Origin of the sequence: Actinomadura scrupuli, assembly GCF_050971785.1 — a bacterium.
GTDB lineage: Bacteria > Actinomycetota > Actinomycetes > Streptosporangiales > Streptosporangiaceae > Actinomadura_E > Actinomadura_E scrupuli.
Map to the genome: position 1 here is coordinate 296,713 of NZ_JBPCCU010000006.1, position 25,604 is coordinate 322,316.

At 66.9% G+C, this 25,604-nt stretch carries 19 protein-coding genes; 4 read left to right on the forward strand and 15 right to left on the reverse strand.

Going from position 1 to position 25,604, the window contains the following annotated elements; genetic code table 11:
• Positions 1–27: 27 nt before the first annotated feature.
• From ACRYCC_RS27080 to ACRYCC_RS27095, 4 genes are all read right to left on the reverse strand, one after another.
• A complete protein-coding gene (locus ACRYCC_RS27080) occupies positions 28–1,431 on the reverse strand; it encodes a toprim domain-containing protein (RefSeq protein ID WP_433816507.1) in 1,404 nt (467 codons plus the stop codon).
• 192 nt (positions 1,432–1,623) lie between these two features.
• Complete coding sequence (locus tag ACRYCC_RS27085) at positions 1,624–2,085, reverse strand: ArdC-like ssDNA-binding domain-containing protein (RefSeq protein WP_433816508.1); 462 nt, start codon at positions 2,083–2,085, stop codon at positions 1,624–1,626.
• Between the two features lie 65 nt (positions 2,086–2,150).
• A complete protein-coding gene (locus ACRYCC_RS27090) occupies positions 2,151–3,032 on the reverse strand; it encodes a DUF2637 domain-containing protein (RefSeq protein WP_433816509.1) in 882 nt (293 codons plus the stop codon).
• A gap of 59 nt (positions 3,033–3,091) precedes the next feature.
• The gene (locus ACRYCC_RS27095) at positions 3,092–3,415 is read right to left on the reverse strand and encodes a hypothetical protein (RefSeq protein ID WP_433816510.1); all 324 of its coding nucleotides are present in this window, start codon (positions 3,413–3,415) and stop codon (positions 3,092–3,094) included.
• Between the two features lie 141 nt (positions 3,416–3,556).
• On the opposite strand from ACRYCC_RS27095, the gene ACRYCC_RS27100 reads away from it, so the two are divergent.
• Positions 3,557–4,018: a hypothetical protein gene (locus ACRYCC_RS27100; RefSeq protein WP_433816511.1), complete on the forward strand. Its 462-nt coding sequence runs from the start codon at positions 3,557–3,559 to the stop codon at positions 4,016–4,018.
• 76 nt (positions 4,019–4,094) lie between these two features.
• Here ACRYCC_RS27100 and ACRYCC_RS27105 read toward each other — a convergent pair whose 3' ends face one another.
• The 4 genes from ACRYCC_RS27105 to ACRYCC_RS27120 all read right to left on the reverse strand — a co-directional run bounded on the left by ACRYCC_RS27105 (position 4,095) and on the right by ACRYCC_RS27120 (position 7,881).
• Complete coding sequence (locus ACRYCC_RS27105; RefSeq protein WP_433816512.1) at positions 4,095–4,430, reverse strand: hypothetical protein; 336 nt, start codon at positions 4,428–4,430, stop codon at positions 4,095–4,097.
• A gap of 77 nt (positions 4,431–4,507) precedes the next feature.
• Entirely contained in the window at positions 4,508–5,707 is a 1,200-nt protein-coding gene (locus tag ACRYCC_RS27110) for a Clp protease N-terminal domain-containing protein (RefSeq protein ID WP_433816513.1), read from the reverse strand.
• A 155-nt stretch (positions 5,708–5,862) separates the two neighbouring features.
• A complete protein-coding gene (locus tag ACRYCC_RS27115; RefSeq protein ID WP_433816514.1) occupies positions 5,863–6,678 on the reverse strand; it encodes a UvrB/UvrC motif-containing protein in 816 nt (271 codons plus the stop codon).
• 252 nt (positions 6,679–6,930) lie between these two features.
• Positions 6,931–7,881, reverse strand: coding sequence for a hypothetical protein (locus ACRYCC_RS27120; RefSeq protein WP_433816515.1), 951 nt, complete (start codon positions 7,879–7,881; stop codon positions 6,931–6,933).
• A gap of 677 nt (positions 7,882–8,558) precedes the next feature.
• Here ACRYCC_RS27120 and ACRYCC_RS27125 point away from each other — a divergent pair.
• On the forward strand, positions 8,559–17,435 hold the full coding sequence (locus tag ACRYCC_RS27125) for a LamG-like jellyroll fold domain-containing protein (protein ID WP_433816516.1): 8,877 nt from the start codon (positions 8,559–8,561) through the stop codon (positions 17,433–17,435).
• Complete coding sequence (locus tag ACRYCC_RS27130; protein ID WP_433816517.1) at positions 17,426–17,668, forward strand: DUF2283 domain-containing protein; 243 nt, start codon at positions 17,426–17,428, stop codon at positions 17,666–17,668. Before ACRYCC_RS27125 ends, ACRYCC_RS27130 begins: the two co-directional genes overlap by 10 nt.
• 231 nt (positions 17,669–17,899) lie before the next feature.
• Here ACRYCC_RS27130 and ACRYCC_RS27135 read toward each other — a convergent pair whose 3' ends face one another.
• From ACRYCC_RS27135 to ACRYCC_RS27165, 7 genes are all read right to left on the reverse strand, one after another.
• A complete protein-coding gene (locus ACRYCC_RS27135; protein ID WP_433816518.1) occupies positions 17,900–18,238 on the reverse strand; it encodes a hypothetical protein in 339 nt (112 codons plus the stop codon).
• A 198-nt stretch (positions 18,239–18,436) separates the two neighbouring features.
• Positions 18,437–19,999, reverse strand: a complete 1,563-nt coding sequence (locus ACRYCC_RS27140) for a hypothetical protein (RefSeq protein ID WP_433816519.1) — start codon at positions 19,997–19,999, stop codon at positions 18,437–18,439.
• 6 nt (positions 20,000–20,005) lie between these two features.
• The gene (locus ACRYCC_RS27145) at positions 20,006–20,410 is read right to left on the reverse strand and encodes a hypothetical protein (RefSeq protein WP_433816520.1); all 405 of its coding nucleotides are present in this window, start codon (positions 20,408–20,410) and stop codon (positions 20,006–20,008) included.
• Positions 20,411–20,555: 145 nt separating this feature from the next.
• Positions 20,556–20,972 (reverse strand): hypothetical protein, encoded by a 417-nt coding sequence (locus ACRYCC_RS27150; RefSeq protein WP_433816521.1) that lies wholly within the window; start codon positions 20,970–20,972, stop codon positions 20,556–20,558.
• Between the two features lie 343 nt (positions 20,973–21,315).
• Complete coding sequence (locus ACRYCC_RS27155) at positions 21,316–22,203, reverse strand: hypothetical protein (protein ID WP_433816522.1); 888 nt, start codon at positions 22,201–22,203, stop codon at positions 21,316–21,318.
• On the reverse strand, positions 22,200–22,622 hold the full coding sequence (locus ACRYCC_RS27160; RefSeq protein WP_433816523.1) for a DUF4913 domain-containing protein: 423 nt from the start codon (positions 22,620–22,622) through the stop codon (positions 22,200–22,202). The genes ACRYCC_RS27155 and ACRYCC_RS27160 overlap by 4 nt, the downstream gene beginning before the upstream one ends.
• 231 nt (positions 22,623–22,853) lie before the next feature.
• Positions 22,854–24,665 (reverse strand): type IV secretory system conjugative DNA transfer family protein, encoded by a 1,812-nt coding sequence (locus ACRYCC_RS27165; RefSeq protein ID WP_433816524.1) that lies wholly within the window; start codon positions 24,663–24,665, stop codon positions 22,854–22,856.
• Positions 24,666–24,910: 245 nt separating this feature from the next.
• Here ACRYCC_RS27165 and ACRYCC_RS27170 point away from each other — a divergent pair, with 245 nt between their 5' ends.
• A complete protein-coding gene (locus ACRYCC_RS27170) occupies positions 24,911–25,543 on the forward strand; it encodes an AAA family ATPase (protein ID WP_433816525.1) in 633 nt (210 codons plus the stop codon).
• Positions 25,544–25,604: the final 61 nt, after the last annotated feature.

Genomic DNA, 25,604 nt, shown 5'->3' on the forward strand with positions numbered 1-25,604 from the left:
GGTGTCTCCTGGTTAGATGCGTGCTGGTCATGCCGACCTGCTCTTATGTGAACGGCTGTGAGGCTGCGTCGCAAGGCTTGGGCCAGCCTGTGGATAACCGTCCTTTGAAGAGTTCAGCGGCGGTGCGGGGAAGTCGCGTGCAGCGAGTTCGGCGGGGTTGGGTGGGTCCGGGCTGACAGCGGCTATGACGGCATGGGTGACCAGGCCCGGCTGCAGGTTGAGGGCTGTGGCGACGCGGGTGACCTGGTGTCCTATCTGCTGTGGTGGCAGGTGTGCGATGAGGTTGGCGGCGGCTCGGAGTGCGGCCCATCGCTGTTCGGTGAACTCCAGCGGACCACCGGCTCGCCGCATGCTGTTGTCGATGACCAGATCCGCGAGCGGCGCCTCGGACCGCAGCGCCTCTGCTACGGCCGCACATCCGTGGTGGCGCAGCAGGTCTGCGGGGTCGAGGCCCTCGGGCAGGAGCACGGCGCCGAGTGGGCCGTTGACCTTGGCGAGGATGTCCCAGTCCCGTACGGCTGCGGCCCGTCCGGCGTGGTCGCCGTCCAGGGCGAGGAGTACGCCGACAGTGTGGAGGTCGGCGTGCTCCGTGATCGCGTCGAGGTGTGCTGTGGTCAGAGCGGTGCCGCAGGGGGCGACGGCGGCATGGTGGTGCGGGCTGGCAGTGTTGATCGCGATGGCGTCCAGTGGGCCCTCGACGATGACCGGTCGTGCGCCGGTGTGCAGGGCGTGGTGGGTCTCGGCGAGGCCGAACAGCAGCCGGCTCTTGTGGAAGATCGGTGTCTGTGGGCTGTTGAGGTACTTCGGGCCTGCCGCACCGTCAGCTCGCCGGCCGATGAAGCCGACGGCCATCCCCTCGGCATCGCGGATCGGGAGCATGAGCCGGTCGCGGAAGGTGTCGTACGGTCGGCCACTGCGGCCCCGTCTGCCCAGTCCGGAAGCGACGATCGCATCGTTGCTGTAGCCGAGGGTGCGCAGATGCTCGGTGAGCATTCGCCAGGCTTTTGGTGCGTAGCCGATGTGCCATTCCCGCTGCACCTCGGTGTCGAAGCCCCGGCCGGTCAGGTATCCGGGGACCCAGCTTCCGGCCAACTGGCCCAGAAAGAACCGGTGGGCGGCGGCGTGCATGGCGATCAGGTCATCCCGGGAAGGCTCTGCCGACCGACCGCCACTCTGCGGTCCCGGCGGACTGGCCCCGGTGCCCACCGCCACGGATGAATCGTCGTCCGGAGTACGGACCTCGGGCGGGCGTACGGCTCCGGGGAGCCGGTGCGGCGGCGTGTTGGTAGGGGTCTGTGGTGGTGGGAGGGCGGCCAGCTGTGTGCGGATGCGCGTTGCCGTGCGCAGGATGCGGTCGCCGACCATCGCGATGGTTTCCAGCGGGCGGGCCCGCGGATCAGTGCCCGCCCAGCTCTTTAGCGGTGGGAACACCCAGCCGCACGAGTCGATGCCGAGTTGGGCCAGGGATCAGGTAGGCGATCGAGTCGGCTTGGACGCGCCGCACCCCGTGACAGCCCGCGGTGCCGGCGACGTCGATCCGGTCGCCGTGCAGGACGGCGTGGCCGAGTTGGTGCGCCAGGACCCGGACCGCGTCGCCGTCTGCGAGGTCGGGATCGACTCGGATCAGACGATCACCGGGCCTGCGGTGTGCCAGTAGTCGTCCTCCCGCTGGACGTGAAAGGTGCGGGTCATCGCGAGCCGGCACAGCTCGGCCCACGCCTGCGCAGGCGTACTCGCGGGCTGTTCGGGTGGGTCGGCTCCTTCGGTCTGGGCAAGGTCGAAGACGCTGCGAGGATTGCCGGTACGCGACAGGATCCGGATGCCTTGCTCGCCCTTGAGGACGTGCCGTCCCTGGGCTTTCCACTGGTCGTAGGTACGGACCTGGGTGGCGAAGCGAGCCTGGGTGGCGATCAGCAGGGTGTTGGTGAATCCGTACTGCCCGTAGGCGGCGGCGCGTTCCAGCCACCAGGCCCAGGGGCGTCTCCCGTCGTGCAGCGTGGCGGTCTCGTGGTCGGCGATGGCCGTCAGGACACCGGCTTGCCTGCGCTGTTCCTGCTGATCGCGGGCTGGAGAGTCAGGGGCCATCGGGAGCCTCCTCGTTGCGGTGACGCGAGCGGGGAAGCTCCAGCGGCCCGAAGGTCGCACCCATCTCATACCCTCCCGCGGGCGGCGTCATTGCGGGCAAAGGCGGCGAGCTCGGCGATCCGCCCGTTCGCGATCGCGAAGCCCTGCTCGCGCACTCGGCGGCCGAGAGCGGCGTTGCTGACCGCTTCTCCACGGCGGTCGGCGTCGGCCAGAATGCTGCGGACCGCCGTAAGCAGGGCGTCGTCGGCCCAGGCCTCCTCCGCCGGTCCCGCCTCGTCCCTCTCGCGTACGGAGTCGTGACCGCCGCGGATCCGCGAGTCGGGGTGACCGAGCGCCGCCCCGGCAGGCTCAAGTCGCAGGGCGAGGCGTTCCGACAGCGGGGCCTTCCACCGCCACAACCAGTACCCATACGTCTGCTGAAGCCGGGAGACGGCGAGCAGATGCTCGTACTCCAGGACCAGGCCACGGCCGTAGACCAGGACGTTCCACAGCACCATCCGCCGAAGCAGGAGCCCGCTGGACACTGGTGCCAGTAGCCACCGGGCCATCGGGATGCGTTCCCGGCGGGTACCGGACGCCAACCCCACCGACCGCCGGATGAGATGTCGTACGCCCTCGACCACGACGACGAACAACACCGGCATCGCAGCATGCATCACGCTGCCCGCCAGGTCGCCGTGCGCCGCGGCGACATTGACCGCGACGGTCGCGGCGATGTAGCCCCAGGCGACCCACCGCAACACCGGCCACGCCAGGTCGAGGTGTTCCATCAGCAGGTCCCAGGCCAGCAGGATCAAGATCCCAACGTCCATACCGATCGGCACGATCCACGCCAGCTCACCGAAGTACGGGCGCACCGCTTCCCGTACGGTCGCGAAGGAACCGAGCCCGCCGAGCGCCGCCAGTCCCACCGCCATCGGCGCGACGATCACCGCGACGGCTTTCACGGCTCGGCGGTGCGTGGTGGTACCGCGGTGCCCTCCCAGGCGTGTCACGTCGCAGGCGGTCATCGGTGCTGGCCCTCGATCATCCATGTCAGCGTCTGGACCACACCGCGCGGATTGTCAGCGCTGCCCAGCAGGCGGCCGTGCCCGGTGACGTAGGCGTAGGTGCCCTCGGCCCCGGCGCACAGCACCGTCTCGGTCCACCGTGCTTCACGCGAACGGAGCGTGAGTTTCCACCGGCCGTTGCGCGGCTTACGGACCCTCACCAGCACGCCCGTACGGATGAGGTCGTGATGCAGCCGCAACAGGCGTACCTGACGTTCACGCAGCTCGGCCGCTTCGGCTGATCGCTCGTTCGGCTGCTCGGCCGTGACCAACGTTGTCATCGCCACCCCCGTGGTGAAAGCTGACAGACCCTCGCCTGTCAACTAAAGTCGTTGACCGAACGATGCATCACCTCGCAATCACTGTCAATGAAGAACCGCGTGTCGCGGAATCATGGTCTTTAGTTCACAGTCGGAGGGGTAGTGGCAGAACCGGAGCTAGCCGAGCGAGAGTCACCGTCACCGTCGGCGTCGCTGGCCGACAAGGTCGAGTGGCTGATCCGCACCATGTGGCCGTCCGAGGCGCCGCCGCCCCGCAACAACGTCGAGGCCGCAGCCGCCATCACCGCTGCCACGGGGGAGGAGATCTCCTCCACCACCGTGTGGAAGCTGCGCACAGGCCGCCAGGACAACCCCCAGCTGCGTACGCTGACCGCGCTGGCCACGTTCTTCGGGGTACCACTGGGCTACTTCGGCTTCGCCACCGAAACCGCTCCCATCGACGACGACCTCACCATCAAGGCCCTACTGCGCCGGCTGAGCGACCAGAGCATCAGCCGCGATGTGCTCCGCGCCTTCGTCGACCTCTCACCCGAGGGCCGTTGGGCCGTCGACGAAATGATCCTTGCCGTCGCCACCGCCGATCGGCAACGCCACCAGCAGTAAGGCGGCCGGGAGGCCGCGCCTCCGGGCTCTGGCACGGATGAACTGGGCGGTTGCTTGCTGCTGGACGATCCTTTGATCATTTTGTGGGTTTGAGCCAGGCTTCGGTGCGGCGGTATCGGCCGAGTCCGACTGCGTCGAACTCGTCGTGGTGGTTGCCCTTGGTCACTCCGAGTCGGCGGAGTGCTTGGGAGATGGGGGTGCCTGTGATGGGGAACGGCTGGTTCTCGCCCAGGTGGAGCGGGCCGAGGACGACTGCGCCGTTGTCCCAGACCTGCGCGGTGAGGTGGCTGTCGGGGGTGTCGGCGAGTGCGGGTGTCCAGTAGTAGTCCGGGGCCGGTGCTGCGAAGGACAGTGGCAGCTCGCTGTGGTGCCGGCCGCAGCAGGAGCAGGTGAATCCGGTATCGCCTGACATGCGAGGAGACTACCGAGATTGCGGTGAGCTGCTGATCCTGGGGATCGGTGGTGGATCTATGGTGGAGTCCCAGGTGATCACGCAGACTGATGCCTTCTTCGAAGGCTGTCTTTAAGGGCTTGGCGTAGGTGCTGCGGGTCGGTGCCCAGCGCGTCGAGCATCCGGATGACATTCTCGTTGCCTTCCCACAGCACGCCCAGCAGCAGCACTTCGGTGTCCAGGAAGTGCCGCGCTGTGTCGCCGAACAGGCGTTGTGATTCGAGGGATCCCCGCTTGCCGACGTCCAGGATCCAGTCCGGGGCGAAGGCGGCTTTGAATACGGCGATGTATGCACCGAGGTAGGTGGTGGGTACCGGGGCCGGGTCGACGGGGTGGTCGTCGGGGGGATCGAGCAGCGTGATCGCATGGTCGTAGTCGATGCCGTGGTCGGTGAGGAGGGTGGCGGCCGGGAAGTGCTCCTGCCATTCGGGGCCGAAGTGCCGCTGGTCCTGGGACAGTTCGCGGTGGACACGGAGCAGGCCGAGCAGGATGTGCTCAGGTCGTGGAGTGTCGAGTCCCGTCTCCTGGGCGATCTGCTGGGCTTGATCCCGGGTGGCGAGGGACAGGCCCAGCCGCCAGGCCCGGTCGGTCGTCTTGCTGTGGCCTGGCGGGTGCCCGGAGCAGTCGGCCCGTTCGAGGAAGGATCGCAGGACCCAGCCGGCCGGGCGCCACACCGAGTCGTACGTCCCGGCCGCCTCCGTCTTATGACCGTGGCGTCGGCGAAGCTGCGCGAGCGCGTGCTCGGCGCCGGTACCGATGGTGGTCAGCGCCTCGGCGGCCCTGCACTCGGGGTGGGAGAGCAGGCTCATCAGCAGTTCGGCGCGGTAGGGCCGTGCCCGCCCGGCCGCAGTGGCGGTGCGGGTGGCCTGATCCACGACATCACGCAGGGTCCGCGTCCACCATCGTGGTTTCACCGTGCGCCGGGAGAACAGGTGCCGGCGCTCAGAGGCCTCCCGCAGCAGAGTGTCGCCCGCGTTGTCGTCGAGACGCGCCAGCCGTCCCCCATCGGCGCTGTCCCACTCACGCCTGCCGGTCACGATGGCACACAGGTCCCGATAACCGATGCCCAGGTCGAGCAGGGTACGGGTCGAGATCGGATCACCCAGCACCAGCAGGGCGAGCAGCAGGTGATGCGTGCCCGCGGCCTCGCTTCGCGTACGCCGCGCCAGCCGAAGCGCCGCCGTCAGACAGACGCTCGCACCGAACAACGGCCGCGGATGAGCGGACACCTCACTCACGCCGCGTCACCGGCCCTCGTGCTCGATCCATGGCCATCGTCCTTCGGACGGAGCGGATTTCGGTGAATCGGCATGCCCCGATCACTTCACCTCATCTGGACCGCGGACGCAGGGAGAAGAGATATTCACCCCGATCTTCAGATGGTGAGGATCGGTCACGGCGCCTTGGACGCGAGCGCCCCGCCACCATCCTGGTCGTGGACTCCGCGGTGCCCACGGTGCAACATTCCGCGTAGATGGTCGACGGCCTCTCGTAGCCGAGCGATCTCGTCGATCGCGCTCGCCAGGTCGAACTCGCTGGTCCTGCTGTCGAGCAATATCAGCCTGCGTCGCAGGATGTCCTTCTCCTCGTCGCGGATCGAGGCCGCGAGTTCATAGTCTCGGGCGTCGATGGCCGCTTCCTTGCGGTGGCGTACCTGTTTGAGTTGCTCGTTGAGGGCGGGCACCCCGGCGGGCAGTATCGGTTCAGGGCCGATGAGTGGTTCTGCCTCCCTGCCGTGCTCGGCGCATCCGTAACACATGGTCTGGCGGACTCGCCCGCGTGCGCTGGCGACCTTGGCCGTGGTGATGCCGAGCCCGGCCAGTATCTGGGCCGCGGACCCGCCCTCACGCAGTAGGCCGATCAACAGATGATCGGTTCCAATCCGGTTCGGATCCGTCCCCGGATTCTCCAGTGAGGCCAGGGTCAAGGCCCTACGTGTTCCCTCGGAGAACGGGATGTGCTCTGGGGCGGGTCGCTCACCCAGACCCATCTGCTCCTCGACGGCACGCTGAAGCGCATCCGGTGAGACGTCAAGTTCCGCGATGATCGAACTGGCCACTCCGAAGCCAGTGACCAGGCTGAGCAGCACATGGCCGGTTGTGACCTCACCATGATCCATGGCACGTGCCTTGACCTGCGCGGATTTGACAGCGGCGCGGGCACGAGCCGTATAGGGGCCGAGATCAATGCCGTAGGAGTTCGGAGTCATTCGCACATCCCTCGCGGCGGCCCGAAATACGTTCGGCTCACTGCGTCGCAGTGGTTTTCGACATTGGCAGGATGTCCGCTGCCCGTCATCACCCATTGTGATCCATCGGGATTTTCCCGCAAGTAGGTCTGCTCTCCGAGGAGCGAGGGTGAGGAGGGCGACCTCGGCGCATCCGCATACCGTTGCAGACAGAGGACCCCCCGCGACTTGCGGCGCTGAGGAATTGCGCACGGTCACCACGCAGGAGTCGGCTTAGGTGAGGCGCGGGGAGAAGCGGCGGCGTAGCCAGGCAGTCGCGCGCTTGAGGATCGGCAGCTGGGCCTGGTGGACGTCCAGGGCGATGAGTGGGACGCGGGCGGTTTTGTCCCAGGCCACCGGCACGAACACCGAGCCCACGATCAGGTAGAAGCGGGCTCTGGGATGATGCGGGTGTCCCGCTGGGGGATGCCAGGACAACGTGCCGGACGCTGCGATCGCACTCTTGAACCGGACCGCTGGGCTCTGTTCGCCGGAGTACAGGCGATCGAAAGCGGTTAGGACGTCTTCGGTGAAGGCGACCTGTTTCGCGAGGTCGGATGAGGTCAGTTCGAACAGCGGCATACTGCGGTGCAGGCAGGTCAGCGCTTCCAACGGCTTGCCGCCACCACCGTGTCGGGACATCGGCAGGCAGAACTCCTCCTGGCCGTCGGCGCCCCCGGCCAGCAGGAAGAGGTCTGCGGTGTTGCGGGAGTTGGTCCACCGGGGTCGTTGCCGCACCGCTCTGGCATCGCGGGAGAGCTCCTGGCGCATCTGATCTCGAGCCGCCTTGAGGTCGTGATGCCCGCCGGCCCGTTCGTGGTAGCGCTGGACCGCGTGCTCGGACAGCTTCACCTGTGCCATCAACTCGGCGCCGCGAAGCGTGTACGGGTCGACGGTCGGTCGTGTCCGTCCCTTGGTGCGCAGGTACTCCTCGAAGAGCAGGCAGCCGGTGGCGGTGAAGCCTCTGGGATCACGGCTGTCTGTTGCGAGTGGCAGCGCCAGTACGTGGTCGATCAGCAGGAACTGGCCGGTCTTACTGCGCTTGCCAGCGTAAGGATGTGGTAGCTCACTCGAGGTGACCACCCTTCCGCGTGACACCTGCTGCTCCAGGAAGGCGCGTGCCCGGGCCGGGGTGAAGCCAAGGGCTCGCGCCGCTTGTGCGGCCGCGGTATCGGTGATCCCCACTCTCGGCGCCACGCCGCTCCGCCCTTCCTGCTCGACTTCGATGTGGACTCCGAGCCTTCACGACGACTCGACACCACGGCATGCCCACCGGGTGAGAAGTTTCTTTCGGGCCTCAGAGCTTCGAGTAGGCGCGTGATCATGTCCGCAACCGGTCACCAGGGCGGAGTCGCCTAAGCCTCTGCGTCCCTCCGACTGCGGCCGTACCAATACGAGCCGGTGGCGTACGGTGACGAGATTTTGGCTGGTATCAGGATGGCGAGCTATCGCGGAGAAGCCCACGGTCGGCGCTCAGTGCCGGGAGTTGGGCGTAATGTTTGGTCATCTACCGTGGTGAGAGCTTTGCGGGAGAGAAACCGTGCAGGTCACTGGCTCCCCCGGGGCCCCGCCGATAGCTGGAGTGCCACGCGGCGTCAATGTCTTACTTTGATGGCCTTTAGGTGAGACATCCCCCGGCCGGACGTTCGTAACTTATATCCCCTTTACGTCCGGTGATCGTGATCTTAGGCTGCGGTTGATCATCGCAACGTTTGAGGTGTATGCCGCTCCTGCCCTGTTCTGGGACTAGTGGGTGGTGTGCTTGCGGGCGTGGGCGGCGTGCTGTTCGGGGTTTGCTCGGAGGCGTTGTGGGTCGCTCGCGGTTCGTTGTCCAGATCACGGGTTCTGCGTGGTTGCGGCCGGTGGCGTTGCTGGTCGGGTTGGCGTTGGTGGCGGGCGCGTTGCTGGGCGGTGGGGTGCCGGTCCCGCCGTCGTTGATGAGCCGAGCCAAGGTCGTGACGCCGAAACAGCGGTCAGGCACAGCCAAGGGACGGCCGCATCTGGTGTCGTCGAAGCAGACGACCGCCAAGGGTGATGGGAAGAAGCGGCTGCCGAAGCGGCCCAAGAACGCGCCGCCGTTGGAGCAGCCGTACAAGCCGCAGGTGGTCGCCAAGACCAGTGCGAAGCGGCCTGCCCCGCCGAACCGGGTGAAGGTGATGCCAGAGCGCGAGCCTGCGAAGGTGACCGGGTTCGACCCGCAGAAGAGCGTAGAGGATCCGGGGCAGCGTGACCGGTTCACCTACCGATACCGCAACCCGGACGGGACATGGACGGCCCGGGTCTACACCAGGCCGGTGAACTTCCGCGGTGCGAACGGCGCGTTCCAGCCGATCGACGCAGGGCTGGTCGATGATGGCAAGGGTCATTGGCGGAACAAGGCCGATGGCAGCGTGCTGCAGTTCACCGGGAGGGCTTCCGCCCAGGATCTGGCGACGATGGACCTGGGTGGGGGCAAACGGTTCGGGTTCGGGCTCGCTGGTGCCACCGCGGCGCAGGGAAGGGCACAGGGGGACACGGTCACCTACCCCGCTGTCAGGCCGGACACCGATCTGGTGTTGCAGTCGCTGAACGGCGGCAGCATCAAGGAAAAGCTCGTCCTGCGCTCAGCCGATGGTGCGTCGTCGTGGGAGTTTCCCCTGCGCACTGACGGGCTGACGCCGCGGATGACTACTGACGGAAGCGTTGAGGTGGTCGATGCCGCCGGCAAGGTAGTAGTGCACATCCCGCATGGGTTCATGGTCGACTCCAAGATCGACCCTCGGTCTGGGGACGGTGCTCGCTCCGAGGCGGTGACCTACGCGTTGGAGCAACGTGGCGGTCAGTGGGTGCTGAAAGTGACCGCGGACAAGCAGTGGCTGGCCGACCCGGCACGGGTTTTCCCGGTCATTGTCGACCCCACCTCGGTTACGAACTTCAATGACACCTCTGACACCTATGTGCAGACCGGGCGTGGGTCGAGCGCGTCCACCGAAGATGAGTTGAGAGTCGGCACCTTCGACGGTGGTAGTACCAAGGCGGCCACGTATCTGGGGTTCTCACAGGTCGACAACAACCTGAGCCACTCCAAGATCTACGACGTCGATCTGTTCCTGATGAACGCGTGGTCGTTCTCGTGTAAGGACGCGCCGGTCAGCGTGCATCCGATCACCCAGAACTGGAGTCACGTATCGATCGCCGGATATCCAGGCCCGTCGTACGGGGCGGCGCTGGCGTCGCGGAGTTTCGCCGACGGATGGACCAGCGGCAGCGGTGCTTCCAGCCCGTGCCCGGCGAAGTGGGAGGGCATCGATCTGGGCTCGGGCGGTAACTCGCTGGTGCAGGGCTGGGTCGACGGCACGAAGGCGAACTACGGGTTGACGGTCCGGGCGTCGACGACGAGCAGTTCAGGGTGGAAGAAGTTCGCCAGCCGGGAGACCCCGAACGGCCCGTACATGAGCATCGTCTACAGCCCCTACAACGCCTCGTACGCCTTCACGTCCAACCCGCCTACCTTCAGCCCTGCGGTGCTGAACAACCAGGCCGGTTACGTGAAAGTGAACGTCACTAACAAAGGCCACACCACCTGGACGCCGACCAACGGGTACAAGCTGGCCTACGGGGTGTTCGACACCTCCGGAAACCAGGTCTACCACGTGCCGGCACAGACGGCGATGCCACACGATGTGGCCTACGGGGACATGGAGACGGTGAACGCGAAGGTCAACCCGTTGCCGCCGGGGACCTGGACGATCAAGTTCGACATGGTCGACAACGGCAAGTACTTCTCCGACTGGGGTGTGGCGCGCACCGCGCAGGTGAAGGTCACGGTCCCGGACGTGCCCACCCAGCTGAACGAGATGTCCCCGCACAACAACTTCCAGGTCGGATCGCTGACCCCGCAGTTGTTCGCGGACGCACAGAGCGTGGACGCGTGGCCGTCGGCGAACGTCACCTACCAGTTCACGGTGTGCGCGCCGCCGTGGATCACCTGGGAATGGTGCGTCAACTCGCCGTGGCAGCAGACCCCGAAGTGGACGGTCCCCAACACCGACCCCATCAAGAAACTGGCATGGGGCAAGGAGTACTGGTGGACCGTATCGGTCAACGACAGCGGCGGAGCGACCACGAACGGCCCGTGGTACAAGTTCGTCACCGAGGTGCAGCAGCCGGAGATCACCTCTCATCTGGCCGACAGCGCCTCCGCCGGCCAGGAGTTCGGCCACCAGGCCGGTAACTACATCACCACGGCGACTGACGCCAAGGTCGCGACGGTGGGACCCGCGTTGGACATCACGCGCACCTACAACAGTCTCGATCCGCGCACCACTGGGTTGTTCGGTGCGGGCTGGTCCACCCGGTACGACATGAAGGTCGTTCCCGACAACGACGGCAGCGGGAACGTAGTCGTCACTTACCCTTCCGGGCAGGAGATCCGGTTCGCCAAGGACCCCTCCACCGGTAACTTCGCCGCGCCGACCGGCACGTTCGCGACTTTCAGTGACGTGCTCTTCGGCGCGGGTGGATACAAACTGCGCGACAAGTCCGCCACCCTTTACACCTTCGACTCGGGTGGCAGGCTCACCTCCATCACCGACAACCGGGGCAGAACCGAGACCTTGACCTACGGGTTCACCGGTCACCCCGACAAGGTCACCTCCTCCAACGGCCGGTCGCTGAATTTCACATGGGATTTCTTCAATCCCACCCATGTGCTCACCGTCAGCACCGACGCGGTCGGCGGGTCACCGTTGACGTGGACCTACACGTACACCGGCGACACCCTGACGAAAGTGTGCCCGCCCACCTCGGCCACGGCGTGCACCACCTATTCCTATGGGGCGGGGTCGCACTACCGCAGCACTGCTTTGGACGACAACCCGGTGGGGTACTGGCGGCTGAACGGCAACGGCACCAGTGCGGTCAGCGAGAACCTGGGCGCTGACGCCGCTACGCCGACCAGCCTCACCTATGGGACCGGGGCGCTGGCCGGCACCACCGACACCGCCGGGGTCTTCAACGGGACCTCGAGCCGGGTGCGCCTGCCGGACCGCACCATCAGCAAGCAGAGCGGCTTGCTGGCGGTGGAGGCGTGGTTCAAGACCTCCGGCCACGGCACGATCCTGGCCTACCAGAACGCGGCCGCCGGCTCGACGCCCACCCAGTACACCCCGGCAGTGTACGTCGGTAACGACGGGAAACTCCGCGCCCAGTTCTGGAACGGGACCGCGGCACCGATCACCACTTCCGGCACGGTCAACAACAACCAATGGCACCACGTCGTGCTGTCCGGGCAAGGCGGCACCCAGACCCTGTACCTGGACGGGTCGTCGGTCGGCTCGGTCTCCGCCACGATCGACCACCTGAACCAACCGTATGTGTACGTCGGGTACGGGTGGGCTTCATCGGCGTGGCCCCAGACCGTTTCGAGCCCGGGCAACTACTACTTCACCGGGTCCATCGACGACGTGGCGATCTATGACAAGCCCCTAGGGCTGGCCGCGGTCCGGCAGCACTACGCCGCGCGCCTGGCCGCTCAGCAGCTCACCCAGGTGACGTTGCCGAGCAACCGGGTGCACGCGGTCAACACCTACGATGCGGGCACCGACCGGCTGGCCACCCATACCGACCGCAACGGCGGCCTGTGGACGCTCAGCGCCCCCGCCTATTCGGGCACCGCCGATACCCCGATCAAGACCGTCACCTTGGGCACCCCGGCGAGCACAGGCAGCCCCACGATGACCTACAAGTACGACCTACTGCGTGGGAACCGGCTGATGTCCGAGACCGACCAGCTCGGCAAGACCACCAGCTACGGGTACGACACCGGCGGCCATCTCGGCACGATCACCGACCCCAACGGTAACCAGACCGCGCTGTGGTACGACGAACGCGGCAACAAGCGGTACCAGCAACGCTGCCGCGACACCGACACCTGCAACGCCGAGTTCTGGGGCTACTACCTCAACACCAGCGACCCACTGGATCCCCGCAACGACCAGCTGACCTCCTACGAGGACGGCCGCACCCTCAACGCCTTCGCCAGCCCGTACACCACCACCTGGCAGTACGACACCTACGGACAGCAGACCACCGAACTGTGGCCACAGACCGACGAATTCCCCGGCACTCACGGGATCGGCTACGAGTACACCGCCGGCACCGAACCCGCCTCAGGCGGTGGCACCACGCCCGCCGGCCTGCTGAAACGGCAATGGAACGGGGGTGGGCAGACCACCCACAGCTACACGTACACCTCGGCCGGCGACCTGGCCACCGACACCGACGCCGCCGGCAAGCTCATCACCTATACCTACGACGCGCTCGGCCGAGTGTTGACCAAGACCGACACCTCGGACGCTCACCCCAGCGGGGTGACCGTGACCGCCACTTACGACGGGCTGGACAGGACCGTCACGCAGACCGGGCCCGGGGTGACCAACGAGATCACGGGAGTGACTCACACCGCGCAGATCCGCTACACCTACGACGTCGACAGCAATGTCCTCACCCAGACCCTCGACGACACCACCGGCAGCGATCCGGACCGGGTCACCACCTACACCTACGACTCCCATGGGCGCCCCGACACCATCACCGACCCTGAGGGCGGCATCCAATCGGACACCTATGACGTCACGGGAGCCCGCACCAAGGAGATCGACCCGCTCGGCCACACCTACGCCCTCGCTTACACCACGCGCGGGCAACTGGCCACTCGTACCCTGAAGAACTGGACCGGTCACCCCGATCACCCCACCTCCGCCCAGGACCTGGTCGTCGACTCCTACGCCTACGACGACGGTGGCCGCCTCGCCTCCCACACCGACTCCATGGGCCGCACCCTCACCTACACCTACTACGGCGACGACCTCCTCGCCCAGACCACCGCCACAGGTGTGAAACTCAACGGCTCGACCACCACCCGCGACGTCGTGGTCGACTCCCGCAGCTACGACGGCGCCGGGCACCTCACCTCCCAGGTCACCGGCGGCGGCAAGAACCGTATCGACTACGTCTACGACGAGATCGGCAACCGCACCGCCCAGATCATCGATCCCGGTGAGCTCGCCCGTCGCACCGACTACAAACTCGACGCCGACAACAACATCGTCAAGACAACCCTCACGGACAGCGCGACGGAACGGCAGGAAGTCACCTCCTACACCTTCGACCAACTACAACGGATGCTCTCCCGCACGGTGGAGAACGGCGACGAAGACCTCACCACCACCTTGACGCGAAACCAGCTCGGCGACATCACCTCCACGGTCGATCCGCGTGGCAACGCCGTCGGCGCCACCGCCGCGGACTACACCACGACGTTGCGTTATGACCTGGCAGGACAGCTCGTTCAGGTGACCGAACCGCCGGTCCAGGTGGAACGAGGCGGAGCAGCAGCGACGCAGTCGAATCCGACGCTGAAGATCGGTTACAACACTGCCGGCGAACGCACCCAGATGGCCGATCCCGAAGGCCGCCTCAAGACCATCGGTTACGACAAGGCAGGCCGGGTCACCTCCCTGGCATTGCCGTCCTACACTCCGCCAGGCGGATCAGCGATCGTCCCGACGACCACGGTCAGTTACGACGCCGGCGGGCAGATCCTGCAGAAGACCGACCCGCGTGGTAAAGCGACCACGTACGCCTACGATGCGCTCGGCAACCTCGCCCACGTCGACGAACCACAGCTCAGCACCGAGAACAGCCCCGGAAGATGGAGTTACGACCACGACGTGGCCGGGGAGCAGCTGTCGGAGACCGACCCGATGGGCGCCCGCACCGAGGCGACCTACGACGACCTGGGCCGCCAGATCACCCAGACCGCCGTCGAACGCCACCCCTCAGCGGCCGCCTACACCACCCTCCTCACCTACGACGACGCCGGCAACCTCACCCAGGCCACCCGACCCGCTGGAGACACAACGGCGTTCACCATCAACGGCGCCGGAGAAATCACCGAGCAGACAGATCCACTCGGCAAGGTCTCCACCGTCGACCACGACCTGGCGGGCAGGGTCATCAAGACCACCGACCCCCGCGGCAGGAGCGTTGCTCAGGAGTACGACACCGCAGGTCGTATGACGGCGTCCAAAGATCTCGATACCGACGGGTCGACCTTGCGGACCCATACCTTCGGCTACGACCCCACTGGGAACCTCACCAGTAAGACCACACCCGAAGGCAAGACCAGCCAACTCACCTACGATGCTGCCGGCAACCTGACCCAACTCGTTGAGCCCGTCTCGGCGGGCAACTTCATCACCACGACCTTCGGTTACGACGCCGACGGGGAACGCACCCGCCTGACCGACGGCCGCGGCAACGCCACGATCACCACCTACAACGCACTCGGGCTCCGCGAGTCGGTCATCGAACCCTCCACCCCTGCGCACCTCGACCTGGCCAGCCGCACCTGGACCACCACCTACGATGCCTCGGGCAACCCGATCTCCGAGGCCAAACCCAGCGGTGTCACCGTCACTCGGGTCTTCGATGAGCTAGGCCGCCTCACCCAGCAGAACGGAACCGGAGCGGCTGCCTCGACCGCTCAGAAGACCTTCGGCTACGACCTGGCTGGTAATCGGCTTCGCGTCTCCGCGCCCGGCTCCGACATTCTCACCACCTACAACGACCGTGGTCTGCCCCTGACCACCTCCAGCCCCAACGGTGCGGGTGCCACCTTCGGCTATGACACCAACGGGCGCTTGGCCAGCCGCACCGACGCCGCCGGAACCGCCGCCTTCACCTGGAACGGCAACGACGAGCTCGCCACTACGACAGACGGCATCACCGGCGGTACGGCCACCCGATCCTACGACGACGCCGGTCGGCTGACCGGCGTCCAGTACGGCACCGGCGGAGCACAACGCACCTATACCTATGACGGCCTCGACCGTGTCAAGACCGACACCTTCACCTCGCCCACCAGCACGACCCTTGCCTCGGTCGCCTACACCTACGACAAGGACGACCACGTCACCGGCAAGACAACCACCGGCACCACCGGGGCGGGCACCAACAGCTACACCTACGACGACGCCGGACGCCTCACCCAATGGACCAATCCCTCAGGCAGCCCCACCGAGTACACCTGGGACGCCGCCGGCAACCGCACCAAGGCCGGATCCACCACCTACATCTACGACCAGCGCAACCGCCTGACCTCCGACAGCACAGGCACCACATACACCTACACCGGACGCGGCGACCTCAAGACCACAAGCGCCGGCACCACCACCAACACCCTCACCTTCGACGCCTACGACCGGCTCATCACCGACAACGGTGTCACCAACACCTACGACGCCCTCGACCGCCTCACCACCCGCACCCAGGGCGGCACCACCACCAAGTTCAACTACGCCACCGACCAGAACGACCCGACGGCACTCGCCACCGCAAGCGGCACCGTGACCACCGCCTACGGCCGCGATCCTCATGGCGATCTGCTGTCAACTCGCGTTGGCAGCAGTCCCAGCCTGGTGCTCTCCGACCAGCACCAAGACCTCACCGCAACCGTCAGCCAGACAGGCGACACTCTCACCGGTTCCACCGCATACGATCCCTTCGGCGGACCCACCAGTACCACCGGCACCGCGCCAGGCCTGGGCTACCAGGGCGAATACACCGACCCCACCACCGGTCGCGTCGACATGCACGCCCGCTGGTACACCCCCGGAACCGGCAACTTCACCAGCCGAGACGACTGGACCCTCCACCCCGATCCCTCGGTCCAAACCAACCACTACACGTACGCAAACGCCGACCCGCTCGGCAACACCGACCCGACAGGCCACGCCCCCTGCACCACGCACCCTGGAGGAAGTGGAGGTGGAAGTGGTTCACTAGGCCGCAGCGCCGGCGACTGCGAGGGCGGCTACTGGTGCAACGTCAATGGCTCCATCGTCCCCTGCGGGCAAACACCTCCCGACATTCCGTGCAACCTCCGCAGCCAAACAGGTGCTGACCGAGGCTGCGTCCCCGGCGGAGGCGGCGGCGACGCCCACAACGGCGGAGGCAGCAGCAGCGGCAGCCATGGGAGCGGGAGCCATGGGAGCGGCAGCAGCAACGGCGGTGGCGGAGGCCACCACAGCCCACCGCCCAAGCCCTCACCTGCACAGATCCAACACCAGCAGGTGGAACAAGCGCTCAACCACCCGCGCCCTCGACCAGCCACGAAGAACCCCATCACCCAAAAACAGATCAACAAACAACGAGACGCCAAAGAAGCCGGCGTCCAGTCCGTGGGGTCGACGAACACCCCCCCAGCCCATCCCGGACTCAGTCAACCCGATCTGGGTGATACCTGTGCAGTCGGCATCTGCGCACCGGGCGATCGTGGCTTTCCCGGCTTTCCGACCTTCCCGGACCTCTCCCCGCTACGCTCAGTCCTTGAGGACGCTGGCCGCGCAATAGGTAACTTGCTCGATTGGCTAACATTCCCGAGTAGAGCCCTGGCTGCAGTAATCATCACGATAATCATCGTCGGCATCGAAAGTATCTGGAAGCACATCTGGGGCGAAAATCCAGTCAAGGATCCCATAACGCATGCAAACGATGGTCGTGAGGTCAAAGGATACGCGGGTCATTCGAAGAAACGTATGGCGGAGCGAGGGATTTCTGAAGACATGGTTGAGCAGACGGTGGCAAACGGAAAAAAGATGAAGGGAAACTCTCCTGGAACGAGGAAGTACAAATCCAGAAAGATGTGGGTTGTATTGAATCAGGATGGCAAGGTTGTATCGGTTGGATGGAACTGATGAGCGGTCCGGTCTGGCATATTCAGTCTAATATTACGGTCGATGTGGAGGCGGATGCTCTTTACATTGAGGTCGCCGAGGGGGTCGGCGAGGGCGAGGCGGTTTCCAACGAATCGTTCGCCCTGAATACTCGCCGATCTGAGGTCGTCTTCGATTTCGACGCCGGAGGCCGACTCCTTGGAATTGAGATCCTTGGCGTAAAAGATTTGCTTAGGCCCGGATCTGTGAAGTGATAAATCTCGTCCCTGTTGCTTCCGAGCTTGCCATCGATATTCGGCAACCCGGCACTTGGCTTCAGATATATAGCAGCGTCGGGATGCAGCACGTCCCTCGATAGTCCATTGCGGGGCGATGCCGGAGGCCAGAGCTGCCCACCTGCTGGTGGTCCGTCGGACGACGGACCACCAGCGTTCACAGCCCTGTGCTGGCTGATCATGACTACGCAGGCCCGCATGCCTCTCCGGTTACGGTTCAGGCCGCAGGTTCCGGCTGCCCGGCGGCGCTTCTCGGATTCGTCGCGGCGCTTGCCCTGGCGGGGTGTTCATGGCCGCGCTGATGGTCAGTGGAAAGGCGGTGGCGGCCAGCGCCGCTGGGTTGCCCGGGTCAGAGTCGGTCACGTTGGTGAATTCGCTGATGATGCCGGTGAGTTCGTCGATGAGCGTTTGATAGTCGGCAGGGTCCTGGTCGCTGGGGTTGAGGGTGTGGGCGAGTTCGAGCCAGCGCATCTGTTTGTGGATCTCGTTGAGGTGGTCGAGGGCGCTGTCCAGGCCGTCGGGCATCGCGATGGTGGTGCGGTTGGTCATGGGTTCCTCCGTGACTTCTTCGGTTGGTTTCGGGTCGGTCGGGATGGTCGTTCAGTGGGCCGGTGTTGCCGGTCCGTGTGACCGGCCGGGGCTTGGTGGCGCCGCTGATTGTGGATATCGCGTCCGTACGGCGCTCCGTCTGGCGGTTGCCGGGCCGGCGTCGGGTGTGCCGCTGGTCGTCACCTGTTCCGAGAGGTGTCAGGTGCTTCGGCCGCGCGCGGGCACAGGGGTTGGTGCAGGCGGTGATGAGGACACTGTGTGAACCGGTGTGTTGATCGCCTTGGCGACGGGGACTGGGAAGGCGGCCGTGGCGAGGGCTGCCGGGGTGGGCTTGGTGCGGGCTTGGGCGCGGCGTATCAGCAGGGTGACCTGGTTGCTCAGTGCGGCCTGGGGTCGGCCTCGGCTCAGGTTGAGTACCGCGTAGCGGAGGGTGATGGTGGCCCGGTTGCCGTGGACTTGGGCTCGCTGGTAGTTGCGCAGCAGAGCTTGGGCGTCCTTTGGCTTCACGGGTCCGTACACCTCCGGCCCCTGGCCAGGTGTCGGTAGCAACGCCCATAGTCGTCCAGCCTGGTGGGCGGTGTCGATGCCGGTGTGGTGGTGGTCGGCGACGATCCGGAAGGCATCGATAGCACGCAGGAGCGTCAGGACGAGCACGGACGCGATGGTGATGTCGGGTGCCAGCTGTCTGGTCGGGGTCAGGGTGGTTGCGGTGCGTCGGCCCGGGGTCCAGTTCGGGTCGATGTGCAGCAGGCGGCCGAGGCGGAGAACCAGGTCGTTGGCGTCGATGGCCGGTTCGCTGAACAGGGACCGAGTTTGGGTGGTCAAGTTGGTCAACTGGGTGTTGAGCAGCCCCCATCTGCGGGCCGCGTCTTGCAGTTGGTGGGCACTGGTGGAGGTCAGGGCGGCTCCTTGGTGGTGACCGAGATCGGTCAGCCGTCGGGTGAGCTGTTGCAGGAGCCGCGCGGCCAGGTGGTGGGTGATGACCGCGCGGGCGGCGGTGGCCCGCCAGGTGGTGATCGATTCTTCCGGTGGGGATTCGATGAGGCGTTGCGCGCTGGTGGTGATGCCGCGGATCGTGCGCGCGCGGTCTTCAGCGGCGGCGGGTGGTAGGCGGACGGGTAGGGCTCGTATCGCGACCGCGGCCACCGGTACTGACGCGGGGCTAATTGTCTTCGGGGTGTGGCGGGCAGCCTCGGCGAGCAGCGCCCCGGCCTGTTTCAGGGCCGGGCTGTGGTCAGAACCGGCCTGGTCGGTGATGTGGGCGAGGCCTGCGGCGTATTTGCCGACGAGGCTGAGCAGGTGCCGGCCGGTGTCGACGTTGGCGATCACGGTGGCGGTGGGGCTGTCCCCTCGGCCGTGGGTGGTGGAGAAGTGGGTGGTGAGCAGGTCCAGGCCGCAGCCGAGGGCGTCGGCGGTGGCGCGTAACCGTAAGGCTAGGTCGCCATTTCCGGGCTCAGCCAACGCGAGGTGGCCGTTGCCAGGTTCGATAGCGGCTGCGGGGCGGGCGGCGGTGTGCGCGGCTCGGAGAAGTTCAGCGGTACGTTCCGCCGTAGGTCTGCGAGCCAGGCTGTGGCCGGGTTGCGTGGTGAAGCCGGTGGCGGTGCGGTCGGCGTAGCGGGTCAGGACGGCGGTCAGCTGGGTGAACGCGGCGATGGTGCCCGGGTCCTTCAGTTCCGCGGCGGTCGCTGGGCGGCGTAGCAGGGTCAGGGCATCGGTGAAGTGGGCGTCGGCGACGGAAGTGATCTGCCCGAACGTGGTCATTGGCGCTCACCTCAGCGCTTCGTGCAGGCGGCCGACGTGGATCGCCGCGTCGAGGCAGGCGATCTTGTCGGCGGTGATGGTGGTCTGTTCGGCTGCGGCGATGAGGGCTCGCGTGAGGACCTGGGCGAGGGCCGCTACGGAGCCGGCGATGTCCTGGTGAGTGGCTTGTCCCGGTGGTATGGGTGCTGGTGGCCGGGTGAGGGAGGGGGCGCGGGTCAGGGCGTCGCGGGCTTCGACGGCTTCGAACTGTGCGGTCACGTACGCGGGGAGTGCGTCGCCGTGGTCCTGTTCGGTGAGTGCCTGGGTGGTCAGGCCGGCGAGTTCCAGCCCGACGAACGCCGCGTCGAGCAGTACGGGTAGCTGGTCGGCGGTCCGGATCTTTTCGGTGACGTGGGTGAACGGGTCGTTCATGGTTCCTCCGTGTGGATCGTGATAGTTGGTCCTGGTCGGACGTGGTGTCGTGAGTTCGGTGCTGCACTGCGGCACAGCGGGAGCGTCGAGGGTTGGAGTCGGCGAGCCGGATGCGGCTGCAGTTTCGTGGACGGGACGCTTGGTGTCAGACGGCGTTCTGGATGGCGCGGACCTCCAAGGCAAGGTTCAGGGCCTTGGTGAGCAGGCAGGTCTGGACGGATGCCCGGATGCAGGCGGCTTCGTCGCGGGGGTCGTCGGCCTGGTCGGCGGATTCGACCAGTACCAGCACCAGCACCTCGGTGAGGTTGAGCAACTCGGCCAGCACCGTGTGCTCCTCGGCCTCCGCCGCCCCTGCTGGGCGCGGTGAGCCGAACAGCCAGAACACCGACGGCGCCCGGGAAAGAGCGGCGCGAGCCGTACCGGCGTGCGACAGGGCGCGGGTCAGGTGCGGTAGCCGGTTGGGTGCGGCCGACCTGATCAGGCCTCGCAAGGCGCCGTCCACGACCCCCAGGCCCTCGTAGGCCATGGACAACTGGCCCGGGAACGGCTTCCAGTGAGGCAAGTGCGCCGCGGCCTCCCGGAGCGCGGGGATTGGGGGCTGCCTGAACCATTCTGGATCCCGAGGTCGGGACTGGTCATGGCCGTAGGGCCCAGGTGAAGGACTGGCGGCATCGGTACCGATATAGCGGGCGTCGGTGTGGCGACCCGGACCGGTGAGTGAGCCGACGGCCGGCTCGGCAGGTACGTCGTTGGTACGGCGGCTGCGGGCACGGCCGTGCGAACGTGGGTGGTGGATCGGCGTATGCGCGGTGGGCTCGGTGGTGCTGGGCTCGGACATGGTCGTCCTCCGGAGAGTGGTGTGCGGCCGAGGGTGGCGTGCGTTCGGAACATGGGCGGGGGCAAGATCAAGAACTGGCTGTATGTCCCCGTGAATCGGGCTTTCTCACGTGCGGTCGGTCACTGTTGCCGGTGGTGAGGTCGGCTGCCGGTACCCCGGCGGACAGCGGCCGGGGGAAGCCCTGGGCGGCCAGCCGGGCAGGGTGGATGGCCTCCGGTGAGGCTGCTTCGGGGTCGAGTACCTGTCGGCGTACGGCGTCGGCGATGGCGGGTCGCAGGCTGGCCATGACCCGGTCGACTCCAGTACCGGCCCATGAGCCCAGGGCATCGGCGAGTCGGGCCCGGTCTATGACGTCAGCGCTGTTCGGTTGCAGGCCGTACTGGCGGTCAGTGTGCATACGGGCAGCGGTGGCCACCAGTCGGTCCTCGACCTCCCGTACTCCGGTGACGAGTGTGGTGTCGACGAGGCGGACGGAATGGAACGTGTCGGCGGGCTCCAGCTGGGTTGCGGCGATCTCTTGAGTACCTGCCATGCCGGGGAAGCGGACGGTGCACAGATCGCTGCCCCACTCCGACGGGCGGGAGGAGACGACGATGCCGCGCATTGGCACGCCCAGGCGCCCTTCGTCCAGGACGCTGTCGGCGCTCGGCTGCACCAGGGCGCCGTTGGGGAAGTGAGTGTGCAGGCTCCTGGTGAGCGGGGTGGCTCGTAGTTCGGTGAGCTCGTCGGCGTGGAGCTCGCGGGCGGCCATCAGCGCCCGCTCGAAGTCGACGCCCTGGTAGTCGGCGTAGTGCTGCAGGTCGTTGAGCAGCGACCGCAGCATCACATCGGAGTCCTCGTACCCGTGGCGGTGGGTGATCGGCTGGCCGGGGAAGGCGCGCTGCTCGTAGGCGTCCAGGGCGTGGGCGGCGTTCTCGACCTGTTCGGCGATGCCGGCGGTGGGGTCCTCGGTCATGCCTGCACCTCCCCGCCCGTGGTGTGGTCGGTGTCGTCCCACCAGTCCGGTGGTGGTGGGGTGACGGTGGCCTGGTGCGGGTCGAGGTGTTCGGTCTCGGTGCACTGGTAGAACGGGCCGCGTGGGCCGAGCAGGATGGGCAGCTGGTGGTCGAGGTGGTCGCGGTACCAGATCCCGACCCCGGTGGATCCTTGTAGTCGCAGGGCTTCCCAGGCGTACCACAGGGCGGTGAATCGGGAGATGGCCTCGGCGTGCTGCCACCACTGTGCGCACCAGCGGAACTCTCCGCCGAGGGTGCGTTTGTACATCAGCACGAAGTGGTCGTTCACCCAGTCGGTGACGGTCGGGTACAGCGGGTCGGGCAGTTTCGCCGGCTCAGCAGCGGCGTCGGTGGCGTCGGTGGTGGTGTTGCTGGTCATGGGCCCTCCAGGGGCATGTCGGTGAAGTCGTCAAGGGGCCAGTCCTTTCTGGGGTTGGGTGTTGTGGTTCCGGATGTGAGGCTCGGGTGGAGTCCCGGGCTGGAGTACGAGTTCTGCGGTTGAGGTACGGGGCGGCGGGCATCACCGCGAGCTTCATCGGGGCCGGTCGGGCCGGAGGAGTTCCCGTCGTCCGGCTGGTCGGGCTCGGGAGCCCGGTTGGGTGCCCCCTGGTCACGGGTCAGGCGAATGGCTTCCGGGGCGATGGTTACGGGCTCGTTCGGTGATGGCGGCGTCGGCTTTGGCCATGCGGTCGGTGATCCGGGCGGCGTCAGCTCCCCGATACCAGGGCTTGAGGTGCAGCAGCGCGGGCTTGCTCCCGGTGGCCAGCAGCAACGCGCTGCCGGGCGGCAGTGCCCGGATGGCGGCGGGTTCGAGGATGTCCTGGCGGCGTAGCGAGATCTGCTCGGAGGTACGGCCGTCGCCGTAGGTCAGGGACCGTATGGGCACGTCGTGCTGGCCGACGAGGGTGGCGAGGTCGCGTACGAGGCGGGGTGAGTCGACGCCGGCGCCGATGAGTTTGCGGGTGGCGGCTCCCCACAGGGCTGCCATCCCGGGTTCGCCCCACACGGTGACGCCTTGTTCGTAGGACTGCAGGATGGTGACGGGGATGATGCCGCGGGAGCCGAGGTGGGAGTAGAGCTCGGGGAGGTCGGCGATCCGGCAGATGTTGGCGGCCTCGTCCAGGCACACCACCAGCGGCGGATCCAACCGTCCCCCGGACCGCTCGGCCTGGTGCTCGGCGGCGCGCATCACCGTGTCGGTCAGCGCAGCGATCAGCGGGGCTGCGGCCGACCTGGACTTCGACAGCAGGTAGAGGGTGTCACCGGCCCCCTTGCTGCCGGAGGCGAAGGTGTCGGGGTCGAAGGCGGGCAAACAGTCCTGTGGGGTGACCCAGCGCAGGATCTGCTCATCGCGCAGGCATTTCGCGGCGGTACGGGCGGTCTGGTAGATGCCGTCGCGGGTCTCGGTCGCTCCGTTCTGCGTTCCCTTCAACGACGACGCCATCAACGTGAACCCCGCTGCGTGCAGCAACTCGATCGGGGTCGGCACGGCGGGCTCGTCCAGCCAGCCCGCCACATGATGCAGCGAACGGCCGGAGGCTGCGGCAGCCAGGAACAGCGCGCACAGCAGATCCTGGGCAGCAGGCCCCCACAGATCCTTCTTGTTCGGATCATCGACCGTGAGCACGAAATGCCCGGCCAACCGGTGCGCGTCCTCGACCGTCGACAGGTTCTGCAGTGGGTTCCACCACCACCCCTGCTCCTGGTAGGTGATGAGCTGCGGGTCGAACAACCACACCCGGCTACCCGCCTTCTCGCGCAGCGCGGCGGTGGCAGCCCACAGGTCCGCCTTGTTGGAGGTCGCGATGACCGCGCCCGGCGCCGACAGCACGTACGGGATCGACAGCGCGGTCGTCTTCCCGGACCTCGGCGCCATGAACGCGATGAGCGTGTCCTCCCACGACGCGTACAACGCAGGCCCCGGCCGACCACCACGTCGCTGCATCTCACCCAGCAACAATCCGACCTGCCCGGGCGCCAGCCGCGTGGGGTCGGTCCCGGTAAGGGACCGGCGCAGCTCCACCGCCTTCGCCGCAGCTCGCGCAGGCTTCAACGGCTCCAGTCCGGGGTTGTCGGCGAGCGCCGGCACTGGATCCCCAGGCTGTGGATAACCCGCCGCGACCCTGTGCCAGATCACCCATACCGCTGCCCCGGCGGCGCTGATGAGCGCCATCAGGATGACCAGTACCAGAGGTGTGGGCGTCCCACGCCAGGCGAGGTCGGTGCGGTTGCGGGCGATAGCCAGTGCGAAGTCGAGCCCGAACTCGCGGACCTGCCCGCCGGTCAGGGCGGCGGCGAGCTTCGCCGACACCCAGACGACGCCCAGACCCATGATCGGTGCCCAGCACCCGAAAAGGATCATCCACCCGCCGGCCGCGCCGGTGTGCCAGATCGACGCCCGCGGCCCCAGTGCCCCGCTCATACGAGGCTCCGGGTACGGACGGCCTGAAAGGCGCGATCGAGGCCCGGACGATCGCCTTCGGCAACGCCGCGTTCCGCAGCCGTGGCCCGGCACCCCCAAAGCAGATTCCGACCTCGCCCGACTTCGTGCGGCCGTGAGGTACGCGTGGCTCGCCCGATCCGGCTGAGTTGAACCGGAATGCGCAGGTGCAGCGGCACGTGAAAGCGCGAAGCCGCCGGCCTACGGCTCTCCCGTAGTGTCTGCACATGCTCGTGTGGATCAACGGTCCCTTCGGCGTCGGGAAGACCCAAACCGCCCATGAGATCCATCGCCGCCTTCCCGGCAGCGTCGTCTGCGACCCTGAGCAGGTGGGGTTCGGCCTGCACCGGATGACTCCTGCGCCCCTGCGCGGAGACTTCCAGGATCTTCCCGCCTGGCGGCAGGGTGTCTACGAAGTGCTGGACCTGACCCTCACCAGGCACAAAGGCATGGTGATCGCCCCGATGACGATCGTGGAGCCGAGCTACTTCCAGGAGATCATCGGCAGGCTGCGCGATCAGGGCCACCACGTGCGGCACTTCGCGCTGCTCGCCGACCGTGAGACGGTGCTGAGACGGTTGCGCGAGCGCGGCTTCGGCCACGCCCTGCAGTTCGTCGCCGGGAAGAACGCGCCGTTGCGCCGGGAGACCTTCGCCGTCTCGAAGCTCGAGGTCTGCCTGGAGAGCTTGAACCGGCCCGAGTTCGCCGTCCACGTGCGGACCGACCGGCTCACCGTGCCGCAGGTCGCCGGGCACATCGCCGACTCGGCCGGCCTGGTGCTGCGACCCAATACCGACAGCGTCCTGCGCGGGCGCCTGCGCCGGGCCTGGACCGGGATCCAGCACATCCGATTCGACTGAGCGATAGGCCGGGCCCTCAGGCTCCGGCCTGGGCCACTGCCTCTCCGGACCTTCAGCTGGA